The organism is Enterococcus sp. DIV1089c (assembly GCF_050530965.1).
Lineage (GTDB): Bacteria > Bacillota > Bacilli > Lactobacillales > Enterococcaceae > Enterococcus_B > Enterococcus_B hirae.
Genome location: NZ_CP172888.1, coordinates 817,579 through 841,745 on the forward strand (window position 1 = coordinate 817,579; position 24,167 = coordinate 841,745).

At 38.6% G+C, this 24,167-nt stretch carries 21 protein-coding genes; 20 read left to right on the forward strand and 1 reads right to left on the reverse strand.

Annotated features, from left to right (window positions below; all coding sequences use genetic code 11):
- The first annotated feature begins 4 nt into the window (after nt 1–4).
- The 18 genes from IGL30_RS03890 (at nt 5) to IGL30_RS03975 (ending at nt 19,193) form a co-directional block, all read left to right on the forward strand.
- Nucleotides 5–1,384: an acetyl-CoA carboxylase biotin carboxylase subunit gene (locus tag IGL30_RS03890; RefSeq protein WP_088745494.1), complete on the forward strand. Its 1,380-nt coding sequence runs from the start codon at nt 5–7 to the stop codon at nt 1,382–1,384.
- The gene (gene accD / locus IGL30_RS03895) at nt 1,385–2,254 is read left to right on the forward strand and encodes an acetyl-CoA carboxylase, carboxyltransferase subunit beta (protein WP_010719670.1); all 870 of its coding nucleotides are present in this window, start codon (nt 1,385–1,387) and stop codon (nt 2,252–2,254) included. It abuts the gene before it with no gap.
- Nucleotides 2,247–3,032, forward strand: a complete 786-nt coding sequence (locus tag IGL30_RS03900; RefSeq protein ID WP_010738133.1) for an acetyl-CoA carboxylase carboxyl transferase subunit alpha — start codon at nt 2,247–2,249, stop codon at nt 3,030–3,032. The genes accD and IGL30_RS03900 overlap by 8 nt, the downstream gene beginning before the upstream one ends.
- 794 nt (nt 3,033–3,826) lie before the next feature.
- Entirely contained in the window at nt 3,827–3,979 is a 153-nt protein-coding gene (locus tag IGL30_RS03905; protein ID WP_161299245.1) for a hypothetical protein, read from the forward strand.
- An 82-nt stretch (nt 3,980–4,061) separates the two neighbouring features.
- The gene (locus tag IGL30_RS03910) at nt 4,062–7,874 is read left to right on the forward strand and encodes a BspA family leucine-rich repeat surface protein (RefSeq protein ID WP_123875135.1); all 3,813 of its coding nucleotides are present in this window, start codon (nt 4,062–4,064) and stop codon (nt 7,872–7,874) included.
- 980 nt (nt 7,875–8,854) lie between these two features.
- Nucleotides 8,855–9,682 carry a transporter substrate-binding domain-containing protein gene (locus IGL30_RS03915; RefSeq protein ID WP_088745492.1) on the forward strand — a complete coding sequence of 276 codons (828 nt, stop codon included), beginning with the start codon at nt 8,855–8,857 and terminating at the stop codon, nt 9,680–9,682.
- A gap of 12 nt (nt 9,683–9,694) precedes the next feature.
- Nucleotides 9,695–10,384, forward strand: a complete 690-nt coding sequence (locus IGL30_RS03920) for an amino acid ABC transporter permease (protein ID WP_010719664.1) — start codon at nt 9,695–9,697, stop codon at nt 10,382–10,384.
- A 13-nt stretch (nt 10,385–10,397) separates the two neighbouring features.
- A complete protein-coding gene (locus IGL30_RS03925; protein WP_010738129.1) occupies nt 10,398–11,132 on the forward strand; it encodes an amino acid ABC transporter ATP-binding protein in 735 nt (244 codons plus the stop codon).
- A 276-nt stretch (nt 11,133–11,408) separates the two neighbouring features.
- Entirely contained in the window at nt 11,409–11,936 is a 528-nt protein-coding gene (locus IGL30_RS03930; protein ID WP_010719662.1) for a YqeG family HAD IIIA-type phosphatase, read from the forward strand.
- Nucleotides 11,933–13,042, forward strand: a complete 1,110-nt coding sequence (yqeH, locus tag IGL30_RS03935) for a ribosome biogenesis GTPase YqeH (protein WP_010738128.1) — start codon at nt 11,933–11,935, stop codon at nt 13,040–13,042. Before IGL30_RS03930 ends, yqeH begins: the two co-directional genes overlap by 4 nt.
- Before the next feature lie 15 nt (nt 13,043–13,057).
- The gene (gene yhbY / locus IGL30_RS03940) at nt 13,058–13,369 is read left to right on the forward strand and encodes a ribosome assembly RNA-binding protein YhbY (protein WP_010719660.1); all 312 of its coding nucleotides are present in this window, start codon (nt 13,058–13,060) and stop codon (nt 13,367–13,369) included.
- A gap of 12 nt (nt 13,370–13,381) precedes the next feature.
- On the forward strand, nt 13,382–14,029 hold the full coding sequence (locus IGL30_RS03945) for a nicotinate-nucleotide adenylyltransferase (RefSeq protein WP_123875136.1): 648 nt from the start codon (nt 13,382–13,384) through the stop codon (nt 14,027–14,029).
- Nucleotides 14,019–14,606: a bis(5'-nucleosyl)-tetraphosphatase (symmetrical) YqeK gene (yqeK, locus tag IGL30_RS03950; protein ID WP_010719658.1), complete on the forward strand. Its 588-nt coding sequence runs from the start codon at nt 14,019–14,021 to the stop codon at nt 14,604–14,606. Before IGL30_RS03945 ends, yqeK begins: the two co-directional genes overlap by 11 nt.
- Nucleotides 14,607–14,662: 56 nt before the next feature.
- Entirely contained in the window at nt 14,663–14,986 is a 324-nt protein-coding gene (gene rsfS / locus IGL30_RS03955; RefSeq protein WP_010719657.1) for a ribosome silencing factor, read from the forward strand.
- A gap of 1 nt (nt 14,987) precedes the next feature.
- On the forward strand, nt 14,988–15,728 hold the full coding sequence (locus IGL30_RS03960; RefSeq protein WP_010719656.1) for a class I SAM-dependent DNA methyltransferase: 741 nt from the start codon (nt 14,988–14,990) through the stop codon (nt 15,726–15,728).
- A 373-nt stretch (nt 15,729–16,101) separates the two neighbouring features.
- A complete protein-coding gene (locus IGL30_RS03965) occupies nt 16,102–17,256 on the forward strand; it encodes a nucleotidyltransferase (RefSeq protein ID WP_123875137.1) in 1,155 nt (384 codons plus the stop codon).
- Between the two features lie 282 nt (nt 17,257–17,538).
- Nucleotides 17,539–18,258 carry a YebC/PmpR family DNA-binding transcriptional regulator gene (locus IGL30_RS03970; protein WP_010719654.1) on the forward strand — a complete coding sequence of 240 codons (720 nt, stop codon included), beginning with the start codon at nt 17,539–17,541 and terminating at the stop codon, nt 18,256–18,258.
- A 296-nt stretch (nt 18,259–18,554) separates the two neighbouring features.
- Complete coding sequence (locus tag IGL30_RS03975) at nt 18,555–19,193, forward strand: hypothetical protein (protein WP_123875138.1); 639 nt, start codon at nt 18,555–18,557, stop codon at nt 19,191–19,193.
- A 111-nt stretch (nt 19,194–19,304) separates the two neighbouring features.
- On the opposite strand, the gene helD is transcribed toward IGL30_RS03975, so the two are convergent.
- Entirely contained in the window at nt 19,305–21,584 is a 2,280-nt protein-coding gene (gene helD / locus IGL30_RS03980; RefSeq protein ID WP_123875139.1) for an RNA polymerase recycling motor HelD, read from the reverse strand.
- Nucleotides 21,585–21,781: 197 nt separating this feature from the next.
- Between helD and IGL30_RS03985 the strand changes: the two genes are divergently transcribed.
- Nucleotides 21,782–23,575: a heavy metal translocating P-type ATPase gene (locus IGL30_RS03985; RefSeq protein WP_123875140.1), complete on the forward strand. Its 1,794-nt coding sequence runs from the start codon at nt 21,782–21,784 to the stop codon at nt 23,573–23,575.
- A 113-nt stretch (nt 23,576–23,688) separates the two neighbouring features.
- The gene (locus IGL30_RS03990) at nt 23,689–23,868 is read left to right on the forward strand and encodes a 2-hydroxymuconate tautomerase (protein ID WP_002287649.1); all 180 of its coding nucleotides are present in this window, start codon (nt 23,689–23,691) and stop codon (nt 23,866–23,868) included.
- Nucleotides 23,869–24,167 lie beyond the last annotated feature (299 nt).

Sequence of the window (24,167 nt, forward strand, 5' to 3'; positions counted from 1 at the left end):
AGTTATGTTTTCAAAAGTTTTGATAGCTAATCGTGGCGAAATCGCCGTACGAATTATTCGCGCTTGTCGTGAGCTTGGTATTCAGACTGTTGCTGTTTACTCACAAGCAGATGCTGACGCATTGCATACTCAATTGGCAGATGAAGCAATTTGTATTGGTCCTGCAAAAGCGACGGACTCTTATTTGAATGTCCAAGCAGTTTTGAGTGCAGCCATCGTGACCAAAGCAGAAGCGATTCACCCAGGTTTTGGGTTCTTATCTGAAAATAGCCGTTTTGCTTCTATGTGTGAAGAATGTAATATTGCTTTTATTGGTCCAAAAAGTCGAACGATCGATGCGATGGGGAATAAAATCAATGCACGTCGCTTGATGCAAGAAGCCAATGTACCTGTTATTCCAGGAAGTGATGGCGTATTATCAACAGTTGAAGAAGCACTAACAGTAGCGGATAAGATTGGTTATCCGGTCATGCTTAAAGCTGCCGCTGGCGGTGGCGGAAAAGGGATTCGTAAAGTTTTATCAAAAGAAGAATTACCGCAACATTTTTCTTCTGCGCAGCAAGAAGCAGCAGCGGCTTTTGGAAATGATGAAATGTATTTAGAAAAAATCATTTATCCAGCAAGACATATTGAAGTACAGATCCTTGGTGATCATTATGGGCATGTCCTTCATTTAGGCGAACGAGATTGTTCTCTTCAACGAAATAATCAAAAAGTATTAGAAGAATCCCCTTCAGTGGTCATCTCTCAGAATAAAAGAGATGAATTAGGAGCTGCGGCAGTTCGTGCAGCCAAAGCGGTTAATTATGAAAATGCTGGAACGATTGAATTTTTAATGGATGAAGCGGGAGAATTTTATTTCATGGAAATGAATACGCGGATCCAAGTCGAACATCCGGTAACTGAGATGGTTACAAACATTGACTTGGTAAAAAAACAAATTGAAATTGCTGCGGGACAACCGTTGGAAATCAAACAAGAAGATGTGCGATTCTCTGGTCACGCCATTGAGTGTCGACTCAATGCAGAAAATCCGGCTTTTCATTTTGCACCATCACCTGGAACAATCAAAAACCTTTTGTTACCAGCAGGAGGCATGGGCGTTCGAGTTGATAGTGCCGTTTATTCCGGCTATACGATTCCACCTTATTATGATTCAATGATCGCTAAGGTGATCGTTCATGCAGACACTCGCTTTGAGGCGTTGATGAAAATGCAACGAGCGTTAAGCGAAGTGGTTACCGATGGAGTGATCACGAACGCGGAGTTCCAAATGGATTTAATCAGTCATCCAGCAGTCATCGCAGGGGACTATAGTACCGCCTTTTTACAAGAAGATTTTTTACCGAACTGGACACCTGAAACAGAGATAGGAGAAGAGTAGATGGCTTTATTCAAAAAGAAAAAATACATTCGAATTAATCCTAATCGAGCAGAACAACCAACGAATGCGCCGTCTATTCCAGATAATATGTGGGCTAAATGCCCTAATTGTAAACACATTATTTATACAAAAGATATTGGTGATGAGAAGGTTTGCCCTCATTGTAGTTATAACTTTCGTATTGGTGCTTGGCAACGATTAGCATTGATCATCGATGAAAAAAGTTTAGAAGAATGGGACACGGATTTAGTAACAAAAGATCCCTTGAACTTCCCTGATTATCAAGAAAAGATCCAAACTATGCAAGAAAAAACAGGATTGCATGAAGCGGTATTGACAGGAAAAGCAACGATTCACGGTCTGCCATTTGCGATTGGTGTCATGGATTCTAATTTCATCATGGGCAGTATGGGAACCGTTGTAGGTGAGAAAATCACCCGTTTGTTTGAACGGGCTGAAAAAGCTGGCTTACCCGTTGTCTTGTTCACTGCTTCTGGAGGAGCTAGAATGCAAGAAGGCATTTTTTCTTTGATGCAGATGGCAAAAATCTCAGCAGCTGTCAAACGTCATAGCAATGCCGGTTTGTTTTATCTCACAGTATTGACCGATCCAACTACAGGCGGCGTAACAGCGAGTTTTGCAATGGAAGGCGATGTGATCTTGGCTGAACCCCAAAGCTTGATTGGTTTTGCCGGTAGACGAGTGATCGAACAAACGATCAAACAAGAATTACCGGAAGATTTCCAAAAAGCAGAATTTCTACTTACCCATGGATTTGTTGATCAAATCGTTCCTAGAAAAGAACTAAAAGAAACGATCCATCATTTGTTGGAAATGCATACGCAGAAAGGTTGGATAAATCATGGATAAAACAGCACATGAGATCGTTCAACTGGCGCGTGAAAAGGATCGTTGGACGAGTCTTGATTTTTTTGAAGATATCTTTGAGGGGTTTCAAGAATTTCATGGCGATCGTTTATTTGGAGACGACGAAGCAGTCGTTGGTGGGGTTGCCAAATTAGATGGAAAACCTGTCACAGTTATTGGGATCCAAAAAGGACGAGACCTTCAAGAAAATATTCGCAGAAATTTTGGTTCGCCTCATCCAGAAGGATATCGTAAAGCACTTCGTCTGATGAAACAGGCAGAAAAATTCCATCGTCCTATTATCACACTGATTAATACTGCTGGTGCCTATTGTGGTGTCGGTGCGGAAGAACGTGGTGAAGGAGAAGCGATTGCCAGAAACCTATTAGAGATGTCTGATCTAAAAGTACCGATCATTGCAATCATCATTGGTGAAGGTGGAAGCGGAGGAGCATTGGCTCTTGGCTTAGCTGATGAAGTTTGGATGCTTGAACAGACGATTTATGCTGTCTTATCTCCTGAAGGTTTTGCGTCGATTTTGTGGAAAGATGGTAGTCGAGCAGCTGAAGCGGCTGAATTAATGAAAGTTGCGGCAGCTGAATTATTAGAATTAGATGTCATCGATCGTGTGATACCGGAAACAGTAAATGGGCAAGCTTTAAGTAAAGAAAAAGTCAGTCGAATGTTACAAAAATCATTGATTGAAAAATTGACCGAACTATGTCAAACTTCCACTGAAGAGTTGCTTGAACGACGTTATCAAAGATTCCGTAAATTTTAAACAGTTATAAAGAGTAAGACAAACAGTTATGCACCAAATTGAATGAATAAAGCAATCGACCTACCCACCGTTTCCTGTTAGATGACAGGAGTAGCTTTGGAGGTCGATTGCTTTTTGAATTTTTCGGCTCTTTGTCAATAAGGACTGATGAATGGTGTAAAATCAAATCTGGGTCAGAATGAATCTCATTCTGTCTCAGATTTTTTTGTTATTTCACGGTGATAGTTTTTTTATTAACCTGTCTGCTTTTTTAAAAAACATTGGAATACAAGGATTGGAGATTATCCTCTATCATTCATCAGAGATTTTATAAATGGGAATGCGATAATCGCTCTGTTGAATATAATCATGTGTCTACCATTTAGTTGGCATGAATATAGGCTCTATAATTTTTTAAGGAGACTGGGACAGAACTTGTCTCAGTCGCTTCTAATATCTCTAAAAACGAATAAACATGAGACAAAAGCGGCGTCTTCGGAAAATTTGCCGAAATTTACCAAAAATTTGAGAAGCACCAAGTAGGTAACAATCAACAGCAAAAAACTAGTTTTTGTGTTTCTTGTCAATTTTTGGGAATCTCTTCTTATTTCTTGATGCTAACTACTTTTGTCTCCACTTCCTTGTTTGATGTATTTAAATCTTTCTCCTGTCTAAAAGGTTGCAGGTTATTCTGCCACGTATGAACCTTTACATAAATCGTAACATGTAGATGAAAAATTTTTTCAGATGATAAGTAGTAGAAAGATTGATTGATTTCCTCAATCAATGAAAAAAATATATACAACAAAACAGTTATGGTAAACGATCAAGATTCAAGAATATTAATTAGTTATATTGAGCGTTTACTCTTGATTAGAACAAGTAAAATAAAAGCTACAGGGGAGATGATCCATACGATTTTGTCAGCTTCGGTAACAAAATGGACATTGGAAAGAGACATCAATTGAAAACAGGGGAAACACCTAAAGCTGATGAAGTGGTATTGACGAGAAAGTAATGATCAAAAATAAGAGCAAAAAAGGAGTAAATATGAGTAAGAAAAAATTAACAGCAAAACGTAAAAAACAGCTATTAACGATGTTTGCGGTGGCTGGTGTGATGGGAAATACCGGGATCGCACCAACGATGGCATTAGCGGATACTTTGACACCAACAGCTGAAACTGCTACTGAACAAACACAGGCGAATGAAGCAAAAGAAGTCATCGATCAAACGATACAAAACGTCACAGATCCGTTAGTAAACCCAACGGATTCAACTACTACAACTAGTGATTCATTAGCAACAACTGATGAAGCAACGGATGAAACAACGGATGACACCCAAGACCAAGCAACAGAACAAGAACAAGCAACAGCAGCGACTGCCGACAGTGAAGGGGATGCAACTAATCCAACAGCTGAAGCGCCAAAAGTAGCGCAAAAAGCGAACGTAGCAGCTGCCTCCGAGATAACAGGTACGTGGGGTACCAGTCCGTATACTTTTGATGAAAATACAGGGGTATTGACGATCGGAGCAGGTGAGTTAAGTGGCTATAAAGAATCACCATGGAACAGCAAAAAAGTAGATGCTAAATCCATCAAGAAAATTGTCTTGTCTGGAAAAGTAGTTGCTCCGGAAGATTCTAGACGCCTATTTTCTTATTCGTACCTTACAAATGTAACTGAAATCGAAGGATTGAGTCAACTGGATACCAGTAACGTAACAAATATGGAGTATATGTTTCACGGTATGCGCAGCGTAACAAGTCTAGATGTAAGTGGTTTTGATACCAGTAACGTAACAAATATGGATGCTATGTTTTACAGTATGAGCAACGTAACAAGTCTAGATGTAAGTGGCTTCGATACCAGTAAAGTAACAGAAATGGCGTTTATGTTTGACAGTATGAGTAGATTAACAAGTCTAGATTTAAATAGCTTTGATACCAGTAAAGTAACAGTTATGGATTCTATGTTTTTCGGTATGCAAAGTTTAACCAGTCTAGATATAAGTGGCTTTGATACCAGTAACGTAGCATATATGGGTGATATGTTTCGCCGTATGAGCAGTTTAACTAGTCTAGATTTAAGCAACTTTGACACTAGCAAAGTGACAGATATGGGTGCTATGTTTGCTGATACTCCACTTAAGAAATTAATTCTAGGAGATACCTTTAAATTTGTAGAATCAGGCTCCGAAAATGCAAAACTTACTTCTGCCTGGAAGCGAGCAGATGGTAAAGGGAAGGTTTATACAGCAGCAGATTTCATGAATAACTATGGCACCGGTGACTTGACTGCTGGCACGTACGTTTCTGCTACAGGATGGTGGGGTACCAGTCCGTATAATTTTGATGAAAACACAGGGACATTGACGATCGAAGCAGGTGAGTTAAGTGGCTATGAAAAATCACCATGGAACAGCGGAACAGTGGATTATGAAGCAATCAAAAAAATTGTCTTGTCTGGGAAAGTAGTGGCTCCAAAATATTCTGGCTATTTGTTTAGTTCAACTTACACTGGTAAGCAACTTAAGAATGTAACTGAAATCGAAGGGTTGAGTCAACTAGATACCAGTAACGTAACAGATATGCGTTGTATGTTTTCCGATATGCGTAGCGTAATAAATCTAGATGTAAGTGGGTTTGATACTAGTAACGTAACATCTATGAATTATATGTTTAAAAATATGAGTAGCATAACAAGCCTAGATGTAAGTGGGTTTGATACCAGTAATGTAACAGGTATATATACGATGTTTCAAGGTTTAAGTCGCGTAACAAGTCTAGATTTAAGCAACTTTGACACCCACAAAGTGACAGATATGCGTGATATGTTTGTTGATACTCCACTTAAGAAATTAATTCTAGGAGATACCTTTAAATTTGTAGAATCAGGCTCCGAAAATGCAAAACTTACTTCTGCCTGGAAGCGAGAAGATGGCACAGGGAAGGTTTATACAGCAGAAGATTTCATGAAAAACTATGGCACCGGTGATCTGACTGCTGGCACGTATGTTTCCGTTGAAACAGGCACGTGGGGCACTAGTCCGTATATGTTTGATGAAAATACAGGGGTATTGACGATCGAAGCAGGTGAATTAAGTGGCTATGAAGAATCACCTTGGAACAGCGACAAAGTAGATAGTGAAGCCATCAAGAAAATTGTCTTGGCTGGAAAAGTAGTGGCGCCAGAAGATTCTAGCAACCTATTTTCTTATTCGTACCTTAAAAATGTAACTGAAATCGATGGGCTTAGTCAGCTGGATACCAGTAACGTAACAGATATGCGTGAAATGTTTCGTGGTATGAACAGCATAACAAGTTTAGATTTAAGTGGGTTTGATACCAGTAACGTGACAAATATGAAGTGGATGTTTGGCGGAGGACTAAGGAGCGTAACAAGTTTAGATTTAAGTGGGTTTGATACCAGTAATGTAACAGATATGTATGCTATGTTTTACGATATGAGTAACTTAACAAGTCTAGATTTAAGCAACTTTGACACCAGCAAAGTAACAGATATGAGTTATATGTTTGAAGGTATGAGTAGCGTAACAAGTTTAGATTTAAGTGGGTTTGATACCAGCAAAGTAACAGATATGAGTGATATGTTTCTTATAGTTCCGCTTAATAAATTAACACTAGGCGATCACTTTAAAGCGGTTGGAGACACTGGTTTATCAGCACCGAAAGCACTGAACGAAGGGGATCAGCTGACAGGAAATTGGATTCGTGAAGATGGTCAGTCCAAAGGCTATTCACCTGCTGACTTTATGACAAATTACGGCACTGGTGATTTAACGGCAGGAACTTATGTGGCAGAACTAGTGAAAAGTGAGTTGAAACCACAAGAATATCATGTAGGAGATGTCAATATTACTGGAACCTACACAGGGGATATGTCTCTCGGACGATTAACCGTTAATGGCAAAGTTGTTAGCTGGGGCGGTAGCTTCAAAGATGGTCAATTCAGCTATTATGTCGGTGCTGGCAAATTAAAAGTCGGCGACAAAGTCGTATTAGATGGCTACAACAAAGAGAAGGAACTGATAGATTCCAAAGAGATTGAAGTGATTTCCGAATCTTCAGGATCAATTGATCAGGCGGACACTTATAAGCTAGGTGATTCAACCATTACTGGAACTTATACGGGGGATATCCATAAAGGAAAACTAGTAGTGAATGGAGAAGTCGTTAGTTGGGGCGGAACCTATAAAGATGGCAAGTTTAGCTATTATGTGAACTCTCAAATCATCAAAGCAGGGGATCAAGCAACGATTCAAGGCTATGATAAATTTGATACACCACTAGGGGACCCACAATCAGTGACTATAGGAGAACAACTGGGTCAATTAACAGAAGCCCATCGTGTGGGAATCAGTACAGTGATCGAAGGAAACTACACAGGCGATGTTTACCAAGGAATCTTGTTGGTCAATGGCGAAAAAGTTAGTCAAGGCGGTAGCTTCAAAGATGGCAAGTTCAGTTATTATGTAGGAAACCTTAAAGTGTCAGAAGATGATCAAGTAGTCTTGATGGGTGCCAACAATCGAGGGCAACAAATTCCAGGATCAGAGATTGGGGTCACTATTCAAACACCAACAGCTGAAATCAACGAATTGACTTATAAACTTGGCACACAAACGATCAAAGGAGCCTATGGTTCTGATACCCAAGTCCACCAAGGACACTTGTTTGTCAATGGTAAACTGATCAGTAAAGGTGGGAGCTTTAAGGATGGGGCAATCAGTTATTATGTGAAGCCAGACCTAATCAAAGCTGATGATCAAGTAACAATGAATTTCTATGATGGCAGTGGCAACTTATTGGCTGAAAACCAAACAGTTTCTGTTAATTAAGGAAAAAACAAATTCATGTAAGTCTAAAAACTGGGGCATTGATTAGAAAAAATCTGATCAATGTCTCAGTTTTCTTGATTTAAGATACGCTCAAAATTCAAACAGGTTGAGCTAAATGAGGAATACCGGAATGTGTACAGAGGTTTATATTTAGTAAAATAAGATCTGTTTAGAGACCATACGATGATTCTAAGATTATTTAGAATTAATCAGTTGCATAATTAGTTGGTCAAACAAGCTGATTGAGAATTACTTAGAATAGGAAACTTAGTTGAGCACAGAAGGGGTTGAAACAAACATGTTTAGTATCAAGTAATTCCGACTAATTTTCCGAAGATGCTACTTTTGTCTCCGTTTCTTTTCTTTGGATAAGTGCAAGGTTCTACTAGCATTCCTATAGTGTGAATGAATTTTGCGCAAACAATCCAACTGCAGACTAGAATACACTCAGAGTGAACGGCGGTTAAAACGGACTAGATTCCCGCTGTTTTTGTTATCAAAATAAGGATTCTAATGTGAGTGTAGATAGGATCTAGAAGACAATAATCTAACTGATTTTAATCCTATTATCAGTAGAACAATGAAAAATACTAGTAATCAGACATGGAATTTGATTCCCAGATCTAATTGAACTCTGATAAATATTATTTGCACATAAAGAGTGTTTCGCATCAAGAAGTAGAATTTCCAAAATTTCCTTCTTGAATGTTTGATGACTTTTATCTTCTTGCGGGAGATTAACTAACCTTATCTGTGGTTACACCTGTAAAAGAGCTAAGATGACTTTTTCGTTCTTAGCTCTTTTTCATTTTATTGAAAACTATTCTAAAATAATTATTCTTTTATTTGTTTTATATACAATATATTCGCCTTAAAATACATTTTTTTAAATAAATATACAAAAAATGCTTTTTTTTTGAAAGTTTCATGCTATAATTACTTCACTTAATACAAAAGTTTTAACGTAGGAGGAAAATGACATGAAAAAATTCTTTGGGATGTTAACGGTACTGTTTGCACTAGCGACTTTAGGTGCATGTGGCAGCAGCAATACGACTGCTCAAGGTCAGGAAAAGGATCAGTTAGCAGCGATTAAAAAAAGCGGGGTACTAAAAGTAGCTACGTCGGCTGATTACGCGCCGTTTGAGTTTCATACGATGGTTGACGGGAAAGATAAAATCGTAGGATCTGATATTGACTTAGCTAAAGCAATCGCGAAAGAACTAGGAGTAAAAGCTGAAGTATCAGATATGAATTTCAATACCGTTTTAGCTTCCTTAAAAGAAGGGAAAGCAGATCTCGCTATCTCTGCGATTTCTGCCACAGATGAAAGAAAACAACAATTTGACTTCACAGACAATTATTACAACCCACCACAAGTTGTGATCATCAACAAAAAAAATAAAGAAATCTATCGCAATGCGAATGACCTAAAAGATAAAAATGTGGGTGCTCAAAAGGGATCAATTCAAGAGGAATTAGTTAAGACGCAACTGAAAGGTGCGAAGCTTGTGACAATCGACAAAGTTCCCAACATGATCGTTGAAGTTAACCAAGGCTCATTAGCTGCGACAGTCGTTGAAAAAACGATCGCCGAATCATATATCGCCCAAAATCCTGATCTGATGATCGCTGATATTTCACTTGAGCCAGCTCCTGATGAAGCCTTTGCTATTGCGTTACCTAAAGAAAGCAATCAACTACAAAAAGAATTAAACCAAATCATCAAAAAGTTGAATGATGAAGGAAAAATTGAGGAATTTATTCAACAAAATAACGAATTAGCTGAAAAAACAGCGGCAGAATAGAGGTCAGGCAGAGTGGATTTTTCTTTTTTAGATAAATATTTCCCTTATTTTTTATCAGGTACAGGAATAACAATCATGATTTCGATCGTCACAGTGATCTTGGGAACGGGTATCGGTTTACTGATGGCGTTACTAAAATTGTCCAAAAAGAAACCGTTGAATGTTTTAGCTAATGTCTATATCGAAGTGTTACGAGGAACACCGATGCTTCTACAAATCATGATCGGCTTTTTATTGCTTCAAGGATTTTTTCCTTCAAAAGATCTAGAAGTAGGTGTTTTAACTGTTGATCTTGGCCGCCTGCTTCCAGGAATGATCGTGTTATCTTTAAATTCCGGTGCCTATGTGGCAGAGATCATCCGTGGGGGGATCCTGGCAGTGAACAACGGTCAAACAGAAGCCTCCTATTCATTAGGGTTGCGTCCAGCTCAAACGATGCGTTACGTGATTTTACCACAAGCATTAAGAAATATTTTGCCTCCTTTAGGCAATGAATTTATTACGTTGATCAAAGATTCTTCCCTGTTGACTGCGATCGGAATCAATGAACTGATGGGAGCGGCGCAAATCGTCATATCCAATTCGTATGTTCCATTAGAGCCTTATTTTATAGCAGCAGCCGTTTATTTCATCATGACGTTTGCTACTTCTCGGTTACTAAATCGCTGGGAGAAAAAATTAGGTAAAGGATACCAAGGATGAAGGGTGAAAATAAATGGCCAAATCATTGATCAAAATTACACATTTAAATAAAAAATTCGGTGAACAGGAAGTACTGAAAGACGTTTCCGCTGAAATTTATCCAGGAGAAGTCGTGGTACTTTTAGGACCATCAGGCTCGGGAAAAAGCACTTTACTAAGATGCATCAACTTATTAGAGATACCAACTTCTGGTGAAATCAAGTTTGAAGGAATGACAATTACCGACAAGCAAAATGATATTTTTAAAACAAGAGAAAAAATGGGAATGGTTTTCCAACAGTTTAATCTATTCCCTAATATGACGGTTTTAGAAAACATCACTTTGTCACCAATCAAAGTCAAAAAGCAATCAAAAGAAGAAGCAACAAAGATTGCTAGAGATCTGCTAAAGAAAGTAGGACTGCTAGAAAAAGCCGATACTTATCCTCAGTCTTTATCTGGGGGGCAACAACAACGGGTCGCCATTGCGAGAGCTTTAGCCATGCAACCCGACGTCATGCTATTTGATGAGCCGACTTCAGCTCTTGATCCGGAGATGGTCGGAGAAGTGTTAGAAATCATGTTGCAATTAGCTCGTGAAGGGATGACTATGATCATTGTGACTCACGAAATAGGCTTTGCAAAAGAAGTCAGTGATCGAGTTCTATTTATGGATGGAGGAACCATTCTTGAAGAAGGTACACCGACGGCTATTTTTGAACAAACCAGTCATCCACGAACAGTCGCATTTTTATCCAAAATATTATAAAAGTCAGTAACATCCAAAGAATAAAAAATCGAATGAAAACTCTCGAAACAGTTTCTCGTGTTTGGAGAGTTTTTATTTTATCAGTGTAGTCAAACGGATGATTTCTTCTCTTTTAAAAGTGTTTGGTAACTTCGGTCTGTTCATCATTTCAGGTTAATAGTTGTTTATTCAGAAGGATTCAGGTGTAGAGGTAGTTTTTTTGGAAAGAATGAAGTATAATATAGGGCTGAGGAGTACATTTCGTGCTCCTTCATTTTTTGCAGATGAGGAGACAAAATGTTTTCAAAATATAAACCAACATGGATGGTCGATGCCATCTACAAGATAACCCCTGCACAATTAAAAAACTTAGGGATTAAAGCAGTTTTGACTGACTTGGACAATACGTTGATCGCTTGGAACAATCCTGATGGAACAGAGGAATTACTCGACTGGATCTTAGAAATGAGAAATGCTGGTATTCCAGTAGTGGTTGTTTCAAACAATAGCTCTGAACGAGTAGCACGAGCGATCGATAAATTTGAATTGACGTATGTTGCTCGGGCATTAAAACCTTTAGCCGTAGGAATGAATCGAGCAAAAAAAATGTTGAATCTTTCAGATGATGAAATTGTGATGATTGGTGACCAAATCATGACAGATATCCGAGCAGCTAATCGTTCGGGTATCAGAAGTATCTTGGTTAAACCAATTATTGAAACGGATAGTTGGAAAACACGATTCAATCGTTTTTGGGAACGCAAAATCATGGCCTATTTATTAGCACACAATCCTGATATGGGCTGGCGAGGTGGAATTGAATGAACGAAGAACTACAGTGTATTGGGTGTGGAGCAACGATCCAAACCGACCATCCTAATGAATTAGGGTATACACCAAAAGCAGCATTAGAAAAAGGACTAGAATCAGGTGAGGTCTATTGCCAACGTTGTTTTCGGTTAAGACATTATAATGAGATCCAAGATGTTTCACTGACAGATGATGATTTTTTGCGCCTGCTGAATGAACTAGGACAAGAAGATGCCTTGATCGTCAATGTTGTCGATATCTTTGATTTTAATGGTTCTTTGATTCCAGGACTACACCGATTTGTAGGTAATAATCCGGTGCTTTTAGTCGGAAATAAAGTGGATATTTTACCTAAGTCGCTGAAGAAACCCAAAATGATCCAATGGATGAAAGAGCGCGCACATGAAGCTGGATTGCGTCCAGTTGAAGTATTATTGACAAGCGCAAAAAAAGCGAATGAAATGGAGAATCTACTCAAAAAGATCGAAGAGTATCGTGAAGGCCGTGACGTCTATATCGTTGGTGTGACAAATGTCGGTAAATCGACATTGATCAATCAAATCATCAAGAACACAGCAGGTGTCAAAGATGTGATTACGACTTCTCAATTTCCAGGGACAACTTTAGATAAGATCGAGATTCCTTTAGATGATGGTCACTTCTTGATTGATACTCCTGGGATTATCCATCGACATCAAATGGCGCATTATCTTGGAAAAAAAGATTTAAGGATCATTGCACCAACGAAAGAAATCAAGCCTAAAGGATACCAATTGAATGAAGGACAGACACTCTTTCTCGGCGGTTTAGCAAGGTTTGATTTTATCAGTGGGCAACGCGGTTCATTTATTGCTTATGTTTCAAATGATGTCACTATTCATCGAACGAAATTAGCAAAAGCCGATGAATTTTATGTGAAACACGTCGGTGGATTATTACAACCACCTCGTCCCGATGAAGTAAATGAATTTCCCGAATTGGTTCGTTTTGAATTTTCGGTAAAAGAAAAAACAGATATCGTATTTGCTGGCTTAGGATGGATCACAGTGACACAACCGGCAGTCGTAGCAGGTTGGGCGCCAAAAGGTGTGAATGTGATGAAACGAAAGGCCTTGATTTAAGGAAGAAGGAAGAATATGACTTTAAGAGGAAAACAAAAAAGATTTTTACGAAGCCAGGCACACCACTTACAACCGATTTTTCAAATTGGTAAAGGTGGAATCAATTCTGCCATGATGGTTCAGATTGAAGAAGCGCTGGAAAAACGTGAGTTAATCAAAGTAACGTTATTACAAAATACCGATGAGATTCCTGAAGAGGTAGCTGGTATTTTAGAAGAAACAGTCAGATGTCAAGTTGTTCAAATCATTGGACGAGTTCTTGTATTATATAAACCCTCTTCAAAGGAAAAATATCAACGTATCTCTAAAGAAGTAAACGCAATTTAAGGAGTGGTTAATATGAAATCGCAAGCGGAAGCTTTTGTCGAATCTCAAGTATTTCCTCAAGAGATGCCTCAAATTTTTGAAAAACGCAAACAGGTGGGGATTTTAGGTGGTACTTTTAATCCAGTTCACCTGGCACACTTGGTTATGGCAGAACAGGCAGGAAAAAATTTAGGGTTGGATAAGGTCTATTTAATGCCTTCTTATCAACCACCACATGTGGATGAAAAAACGACAATCGCTGCCAATCATCGCTTAAACATGCTTGAACTTGCGATAGCAGATAATCCTTTTTTAGCTATTGAACCGATCGAGTTATCTCGAAAAGGCAAAAGCTATACTTATGATACGATGAAAGCTCTGACACAAAACAACCCTAATACCGATTACTATTTTATTATCGGTGGCGACATGGTAGAATATCTACCAAAATGGTATAAAATCGATGAACTAGTGACAATGGTCAATTTTGTTGGTATTCGTCGAGCAGGTTACTCAACCGAAACGCCTTACCCAGTGATTTGGGTCGATGTGCCAACCATTGATATCAGCTCAACTAAAATACGGCAGAAGATCCAGCAAGGTTGTCCCGTTCGTTATCTAGTACCTGATAAGGTCATTGAGTATATCGAGAAAGAAGGGCTATATCAAGATGGACTATAGTAATAAATACACAACTTACTCAAGAGAAGAGTTGATGCAAAAAGTCCAAATGCGAATGAGTGAACGACGTTTCAAGCATGTTCTTGGGGTGGAAGAGACGGCGATTGCCCTTGCCGGCAAATACGGCTGTTCATTAGAAAAAGCTAGTATTGCTGCTTTGACACATGATTATGCGAAAGAACGGCCTGATGATGAATTTATTTTAGTTATCAAGCGAGATGGCTATGACCCAGCGCTTCTTCATTATGGAAATGCGATTTGGCATGGTTTAGTTGGCGCCTCTTTTGTTGAAAGAGAGCTTGGTATCACAGATGAAGAGATCCTTCATGCCATTCGGGTTCATACCACTGGTGCGGCTGAAATGTCTTTATTAGATAAAATCATCTATGTAGCAGATTATATTGAACCTGGTCGCTCGTTTCCTGGAGTCCAAGATGCGCGTGAAATAGCGTTGCTTGATTTAGACGAAGCGGTAGCTTTTGAGACAAAGCACACATTAGCTCACTTGATTGAACAAGAACAACAGATTTATCCAAAAACAATTGAAACATATAATCATTGGGTAGCTAAAAAATAATCTCTACCCATTAGGAGGAAATTACTATAAATAGCAAAGAACAACTACAAATTGCAGTGCAAGCTGCCGATTCAAAACGTGCAGAAGATATCGTTGCTTTAGATGTGAGAGAAGTATCTTTACTAGCAGATTACTTCATGATTTGTTCGGCAAACAGTGAACGACAACTAAATGCAATTACAGAAGAAATCATTGAAAAAGAAGAAGAAAACAATTACGAAGTAAAACGTATCGAAGGAAAAGAAGGCGGAAAATGGATCCTGATCGACTTAGGAGATCTGATCATCCATGTTTTCCATGCGCCAGAAAGAAGTTTCTATAATTTAGAAAAATTATGGTCAGATGCACCACTTGTTGACCTAAATGAATGGATCGATTAATATGGCTTACGAAACATTTGCTTTCGTTTATGATGAGGTAATGGATGAAACCTTATATCAACAATGGTTAGATTTCTCAAAACGACACTTACCAAGTGAAACATGTAATATTTTAGAATTAGCTTGCGGAACAGGTGCTCTAGCTGTTGCCTTTGCTAAAGCTGGGTACCATGTCACAGGGTTAGATCTTTCAGAAGAGATGTTGATGATTGCTAGCCAACGTGCGTTTGAAGAGGAAACACCAATCCAATTTGTTGAAGGAAACATGCTTGATCTGTCAGAAATTGGTCAATACCAAGCAATCACATGTTTCTCAGATTCTTTGTGCTATATGAAGAATGAACAAGAAGTGCAGCAAGTATTTGACGAAGTGTATCAAGCGCTGGAAGAAAATGGACGATTTATATTCGATGTTCATTCTATCTATCAAATCGACACGGTTTTTCCTGAATATAGTTACCATTATCAAAATGATCAGTTTGCCTTTTTATGGGATAGCTACCCAGGCAAGGAAAAGCACAGTATTGAACATTTCTTGACTTTCTTTGTGGAAGATCCCGAAGAAGCAGGTAAGTTTATTCGAGAAGACGAACTGCATCAAGAGCAAACTTATTCTTTGGATAATTATTTAAGAATGTTAGAAAATAGTGGTTTTTCTAAGGTAGAAGCATTTGGTGATTTCACCGACGAACAACCAAAGGAAGATACAAAACGTCTCTTTTTTGTGGCATATAAGGAATAGGACACGAAAAAAGTCTTTTGTTGAATACGAAACATTACCTTATCGCGAGGTGTAATCGCAAAAAAACTGTCGTGCATCGCGTTGTTTCAGATAGTATTATAATAGTATAAAAGTAACGAATAATGGCCAAGACGAGTAAATCATCAACAAAGTCTGCGCCAAATAGTGACGTTTTTCTGCTAAAAAACGAAAAAAATACTTTAGAAATATCTTGATGAAAAATAAGCTGAAGCGTCATTTGAAAAGCAGGAGAAACGATTTTTCGATTTCTCCTGTTTATTTTTTTACAGTTAAAAACCGAATTGATCATTTTGGGATTGACCGAAAGAATGAACTGTTTGTTTTATTCCTATTAAGAAACGGAGGAAATGCGATGAAAATTTGTGGCATTATTGTTGAATATAATCCTTTCCATAATGGTCATCGCTACCATGCGGAAATGGCTCGTGAACAAACGGGCGCAGATATCGTGATAGCAGTGATGAGTGGAAATTTTTTACAGCGTGGTGAGCCTGCAATTATTGACAAATGGTCCAGAGCAACTGCTGCCCTCCAAAATGGAGTGGATTTGGTTATCGAACTACCGGTAGAATGGTCTGTGCAATCGGCTGATTACTTTGCTAAAGGTGCTGTTCGATCATTACAGATGCTCGGCTGTACACATCTTTGTTTTGGGACAGAAGAAGAGTCAACATTTAATTACGAAGCTTTTGGGAAATTTGTACAGCAAAATCAATTAAGGATTGACCGTGAATTTCAACGTTTATCTGATCAAGGAATGAGCTATCCGCAGAAGATGACAGCAGTGTTCAACACACTTTATCCAGAAATCGCTCTCGATTTTTCTTCTCCTAATCACATTTTAGGGTTAAGCTATGCGAAAGAAAATGCACAGTATGCCCAACCAATGAAATTAGTACCGATTACCAGAAAAAGTGCTGGTTATCACGATGAAGAATGGAGCAGTTCCTCCATCGCAAGTGCGACCGCTATTCGCAAAGCGCTCAGTGAACAACGCTCCGTAACGAATTTTATACCTGCTGCCACCGCAGCGATGATCGAAGCAGGTTCGCAACAAACATGGGCGAATTACTGGCCCTTGTTACGTTATCGTTTGCTTTCTACGGAGCTAGCCAATTTGAAAACTATCTATCAGATGACGGAAGGACTTGAAGTGAGAATGCAATCGGCTGCGAAGAAAGCCACTTCTTTCGAGGAATTTGTCACTTTAGTCAAGACGAAAAGATATACTTGGACTAGAATCCAACGTTTAGCTTGTTACGTATTATTGAACATCCATCATGAGGAAATCCATGACCAACAAGCCAAATGTTACTTGAATATTTTAGGATTCACCAAGGCAGGACAACAGTTTTTAAAAGAAAAGAAAGAGATACCCTTGATCTCAAAAATCGGCAAAAAAGAAGCAGAATTGGCATACCTTTTGGTTCGGAGTGATCAAATCTATCAACTCGGTGGGGCGATACCTGAACAAAATTTTGGAAGAAGACCTTATGTTTCGAAATAAACCTGGTTGGTGGGAACAAAGTGAAATGACTAATCTGAGTGAAAGTTTAGTTCAATATTTTGAATATGTCGCTTTGTAAAAAATTCTTTGTCTAGCTTGTTGAGTAGCTATTCCAAGAGACGACTATAATCGATCATACAAGGAAACACCTCCCTAAAAAATGACTGGATTTAGAAAAAATACTTCACAGAATCCAGATTCACAAGTATAATGGAACAGGACGTTTTTGTGCTTAACCACTATCAGAAATGAACGATCAAAATTAGAAAGCGAAGTGAGAATATGGGACGTAAATGGGCAAACATCGTAGCGAAAAAAACCGCAAAAGATGCAAATAATAGCCGAGTTTATGCAAAATTCGGGATTGAAATCTATGCAGCAGCAAAATCAGGTGATCCAGACCCACACGCTAACCAAAAACTACGTTTCGTCATTGAACGCGCGAAAACTTATAATGTACCTAAACATATTATTGACCGTGCAATTGAAAAAGCAAAAGGTGCGGGAGATGAAACTTATTCTGAATTACGTTATGAGGGATTCGGACCAAATGGCTCAATGGTCATCGTTGATACCTTAACAAACAACGTGAACCGTACAGCTGCTGATGTACGTGCTGCTTTTGGTAAAAACGGCGGAAATATGGGTGTTTCTGGAGCTGTTTCTTACATGTTCGACAATACAGCGATTTTTGGTTTTGCCGGCGATGATGCAGATGAGATCCTTGAATATTTGATGGATAAAGAGATTGATGTACGTGATGTCATGGAAGAAGATGGACAAATCATCGTTTATGGTGAAGTTGCTGACTTCCACAGTATCCAAGAAGCATTGAAAGAAAAAGGAATCACTGATTTTTCAATTGCTGAGATCCAAATGATTCCTCAAAATGAAGTGACACTTTCACCAGAAGACCAAGAAACATTTGAAAAAATGATTGATGCGTTGGAAGAGTTGGAAGATGTTCAACATGTTTTCCATAATGTAGCATTGGAAGACTAAACGATAAAAATGAATGAAGGTTGTGAAAGCATCGGATAGCTTTCGACTTGCGATTTATCCGTTTTTCGTTTTTACACCTGCTAAATAGTCTGGGACGATTCGTCTCTCAGACTATTTTTTTACGCTTAAAAGAAGATCATTCGTTCTGAAAAAACAGTAGTTTATGACGAATCAATGATTTTATCTTTTTTTCGTATGTTTTATTTTTTATTCTGTTTCGTCCTGTGTTATTATTGATATAGACGTATTATTGGAAAAATGATACATAGGAATGTGGATGTAGGCGGGGAAATTTTATGGAAGCAAAAATTAGTTTAGAGCCTTTTGAACGTATTTTAAGCGGTTACCAAAAGATCGAAGAGTTAGCTGTGAATATCACAGACTGTTCAAAATTAGCAAAAAAATATGCCCATTATGGTGTAGAAGGTTATCGTTTAGGAAATTACGTAGGTACTGGTTACCTTAATCGCTATTTGGAATGTATGGTTGATCGCGTCCCCATGTTGATTTACAAAAGAAATTATTTAATCCCTTTACTTTTTAGACGTTCAGATTCAACCTTTCGATTATTTGAAGAAAATTATCGTATGGAAGCTTTCTTTCGTTTGTTAGAATGGAGCTTAAAACATCAACCAACAAAAATCTTAATTGAAAAAAATGAAAAATATGATTCTAAAAAAGTAAAAGTGATCGACAGTGCTTATCTAGCTTTTCGTTTATCAGAAATCCTTGATAGTGGAGGCTATCCGATCAGTAACTTCCGATCAATCGAACAGTTTATTGATTGGAATCGAATTTATCGGCTGATAGATAACGGGGGGATTGGGCGTCATAGTAAAGTCTTTGATCCTGAGTATCCTGAAAATGTAGAAGAATTGCGAATGATTATTTCATTAGTTAAATTAAAGTATCCAGATACTGAATCATTTGTTTAAAAGGCGAGGTTGTGACTAAGTGGTTAGCTTCTTATTCTTGAAGCTACTTCTTTAACACCGTTTATTAAGAATAAAGGGCTGTGACAAAAATTTTGTCACAACCCTTTATTTTTATATATTGATAGTGGTATATAACGCTGGGTCCATGGATTCGATCAAAGGACTTTCAGATTCAGAAGTAACTAAAACGAGTTCGTGCATGGCTCTTGTACACATGGTGTAAAGAACTAATTGATCTTGGTCAGTGGCAAAGTTTGTGTCATCGATGCCCCATAAGAAAACGCGATCAAACTCGAGCCCTTTTGCCAAGAATGCTGGTAGTAGGACGATTTGTCGTTTCATAAAATCTGTTTCATCAGAGATCAATTGGATACGATCTTTTAAGTATTCGGGCAACTGTTCATAGAGTTGTTCACACTCAGTCTGTGTTTTACCAATGATTGCGGTACGCCAGTAATGGGTATTTTCTTGAGTCGTTTCAAGCGTAGTTTTTAACCAATTTAATCGTTCTTCTAAGGAGGAACCTTTCACGATAGAAGGAAGCGTACCTTTGCGAGCCGTCGTTTCTACTTGATTTTCCTCAGTAAGAAAATGATTCGCAAAATCCGTGATCTCTTTTGTTGAACGATAGCTGGTCGTTAACTGGAAGTGTGTGATTTCTTGGTCTTTAAATAGTTGATCCAAAGAGCCAGTAATCGTTTCATTGCCGAAAACATTTTGATTTAGATCGCCACAAAAAGTGAGATTAGCTTTTGGATAGATCGCTTGTAAAAGAGCTACCTGAGCGGGAGCGAAATCTTGCATTTCATCGATAAAGATATAGCGAGCTTTTTGCATCACAGACACTGGATGGATGCGGCGCATCAGCAAGAAGAATAATACTGCATCTTCTTGTCGTAGTTCTCGTTGACGAAGCTTCTCTTTTAATAAGGCTGAATGATCGTTCCACATCGTTGCGCTAATGTCATTTTTAGCCAACAGCGCCTGAGGTACGGTTTGTAAAAAGTGAAGGTATTGTTTGGTCAAATTGACAAATTGAAACTGATTGATTCCGCGGTAGATTCGACGGAATCTTTTCTTCACGATTTGATTCGCTAGTTTTTCCCGTAAAGACTGTTCTTTTTGCTCCGTATATTCAAGGTTCGGATCATTCGCATATAAGTCTTGCAATTGTTCTTCTGCTAATTCTTTGACCCATTTTTGACGCATCTCATCTTTTTGGAGTCCACCCAATTTTTTTAATAATTTTGTTTGCAACAAGGAGAGACGCTGATGTAACGGTAAGAGTTCATTGGTTTCTTGATACCATTTGCGGATCGATTCTTTTGCTAAAATCGTCCGACCGTTAATTTTCATATCTCTAAACAAGGGACCAAAACCAGTAATATGATCGATATAACGATCAATCTGATGGATTAGTTGAAGACCGCTTTTGAAGGTTTGGATCGGGTCCTTGTCTCCAGATAAAAAACCAACTTCTTGTTGCTCTTCTTCTAACAATGAAAATTCAGGTAATAACTGTTCCAAATAAGACTTGAAGGTTTGCGTAGGTACACCACTTTCACCTAAAGAAGGCAAAACAGTCGAAATATAGTCAGAGAAAAGATGATTAGGAGAAAAAAGTAAAACGTTCTCGGCATCTAACCATTTTCGATTGTGATAAAGTAAAAAGGCGATCCGTTGTAATAAAGCGGATGTTTTTCCACTACCAGCGATTCCTTCGATCAACATCACTTGACTTGTTGTATCACGAATAATGGCATTTTGGGCTTTTTGGATCGTAGAGACGATATTTTTCATATGCGCACTTGAGGCATCGTCTAGGATCTCTAGTAAGAAATCATCGTTGATCACTTCAGAAGTATCCACCATCGAAATAATTTTTCCGTCTAAGATTTTAAACTGACGTTTCAGCAGTAATTCAACATTGATTTTTTCAGTATCTGTTTCATAGAAGGCTGGTCCAATTTCCCCTTCGTAATAAAGGTTAGCAATTGGGGCACGCCAGTCGATTACGATTGTTTCTTCAGAGAGATCTCTTAAAGAAGCGATTCCTAGATAAAGTGTCTCTGCATCTGTTTCTTCTTTAAAATCGATTCGGGCAAAGTAAGGGTTGTCTTCCATAACTGTTAACGTTTGGAGCCTTTTTTGCTGCGATTCAAGCGTATGGTATTTTAAAAGCAATTCTTGCTCATGTTGGCGGTATTCGACAGCTGATTCATAAAAGGATTCATTAGACCCACCTCTGATTTTATGGCTGGCGGTGTCTTTCGTAGAATCTTGCATCTCTTGGGTAAGAGATTGTTGTTTAGTGTTTAATAGCTTTTGTTCAAGCTGGATCAACTGAATGGTTTCATCCACGTGTTGTTGTTCTAGTTGTCTTTCATTCATTGCGTATATTACTCCTTCCGCCGTAAATAACGAATTAAAAGTATAGCACAAAAAGTGAGAAAAAGGTATCTTTGACTATTTGTTTGAAAGAAAGTGAAAGAAGAAATCAATGAGAGTGAGAGTTGTTTTCAGTTAAGTGTAAATAGTTTTCATTCTAGTTCTAAGTCAGTATCCTAAAATTGTAGGGAGTGAACAATATGACACATTTTAAAAAATTTTCAATCACCGTTTTGATAGGAATGACGGCACTTATTTGCGAATTTCTTTTTAAACGCCCCACACTTGCATTTCTGATTATCGCGATCACGGGTGGCATTTTGGCTTTCTTTATGTTTATTGAGATGATTAAAACATTACGTTCAGGTAAATATGGTGTGGACATTCTTGCTATCACAGCGATTGTTGCGACATTAGTGGTAGGAGAGTACTGGGCTAGTTTGATGATCCTGATCATGTTGACTGGCGGAGACAGTTTGGAAGACTATGCCAATAAAAAAGCTAGTCGAGAATTGCAAACGTTATTGGACAATACACCACGCACAGCGCATCAATTGATGAATGACCAATTGAAAGATATTCCAGTAGAAGCTGTTGAGATCAATGATTTGTTAGTGGTGAAACCAGGAGAATTAGTGCCTGTTGACGGAAAAGTAGTGAAAGGTGAGTCGCAATTTGATGAATCTTCATTAACGGGTGAAGCCAAACTTGTATTAAAAAAAGCAGGCGATGAACTGATGTCTGGCTCAGTCAATGGGGACGGTTCCGTTCAAATGATCGTTGAAAGAAGAGCAGCTGATAGCCAATACCAACAAATTATTAAATTGGTCGAAGAATCAAAAGAAAAACCAGCTCATTTTGTACGCTTAGCGGATCGTTATGCGGTGCCTTTTACATTGATAGCTTATTTGATTGGAGGTATTTCCTGGTGGGTCACGAAGAATCCTGTTCGTTTCGCAGAAGTTCTCGTTGTTGCTTCACCTTGTCCTTTGATTTTAGCTGCACCGATTGCTTTAGTGGCAGGAATGAGTCGTTCAAGTAAAAACGGAATCGTCATCAAAACAGGAACTGCCTTGGAAAAATTAGCACGAACCAAGACAGTTGCATTTGATAAAACGGGTACCATCACTAAAGGGGTCCTCGAAGTAGCAAGTATTCATCCAGAAGCTGGTGTAACATCAGAAACGCTCTTGGCCTATGCGGCAAGTGCCGAACAAGAATCAAGTCATATCTTAGCCCGATCACTAGTCCATGAAGTCGATAACGAAAAGTTATTGCCAGTGAATGAATTAAAAGAGATCACGGGGCAAGGAATACAAGCTAGAGTAGATGGACATTTCGTTAAAGTTGGCAGAGCTTCATTTGTCGGTGCCAAAGAAAGCCAATCTACTAAAACAGCTATCTATGTTGCAATTGATGACCATTTTTCGGGTACGATCTTATTTTCAGACGTGCTGCGTCCAGAAGCACAAGCAACGATTGAACAATTGAAAACAATGGGTGTAGCGGATTTGATGATGATCACAGGGGATGGACCGGCTATCGCTGAATCAATTGCAAAGGAGGTTGGGCTCACGGCTGTTCATGCTCGTTGTTTGCCGCAGGACAAATTGAATATCCTTGAGAGTATTCCCGAAAGTGAACGTCCCGTAACGATGGTGGGCGATGGGGTCAACGATGCTCCAGCTTTGACGATCGCAGATGTTGGAATAGCCATGGGCGCACACGGATCAACGGCAGCTAGCGAAAGTGCTGATGCGGTGATACTAAAAGATGATTTGACAAAAGTTGCTACTGCTATAACGATTTCCAGAGATACGATGAAAGTAGCGAAACAATCTGTTTTAATCGGTATTTTTATTTGTGTTTTTTTAATGCTGGTTGCTAGTACGGGTGTAATCCCCGCTTTGTTTGGAGCGGTTCTCCAAGAAGTGGTAGACACTGTTTCGATTTTAAGTGCATTGCGGGCTAAAAATGAGCGATCCCACACGTAACATCAGAAAAGACCTTTTCTCTTTGCTTTTTTTGCGGTATGATCATAGCATAGAAGAAGGTTTGAAAAGACCACTTACATTTAAGATAGCAATCATTAAAAGGAGACGAGACAATGCCATTTGTACACGTAGAACTAGTTGAAGGACGTAGTCCAGAACAATTAGAAAATATGATGAAAGATATTACAGAAGCTGTTCATAAAAATACCCAAGCACCAAAAGAACATATCCATGTGATTATCAATGAAATGAAAAAAGGCACTTATGGTGTAAATGGTGAATGGAAAAAATAAGTCACACCCACACTTGATTTTTCTTTTTATTAGTGGTTAAATAAACACATAGTTGATTGATGAGAAAGACAACTGAATTTGAGAGTCTTCGATAAGAGAGGAAAAGCCAGGCTGAAACTTTTCCAGAAGAAAACCAAAGGATGACCACTTTCGAAACCTTTGTTGAAACAAAGGCGGTCGTACCGTTATAACGCTCAAGGAACGTGTAAACGTTCGAAATTAGGTGGAACCACGAATCTTTCGTCCTAGTATCTCTTTTATGAGGTGCTGGGACTTTTTTATTGGTGTCAACTCATTCA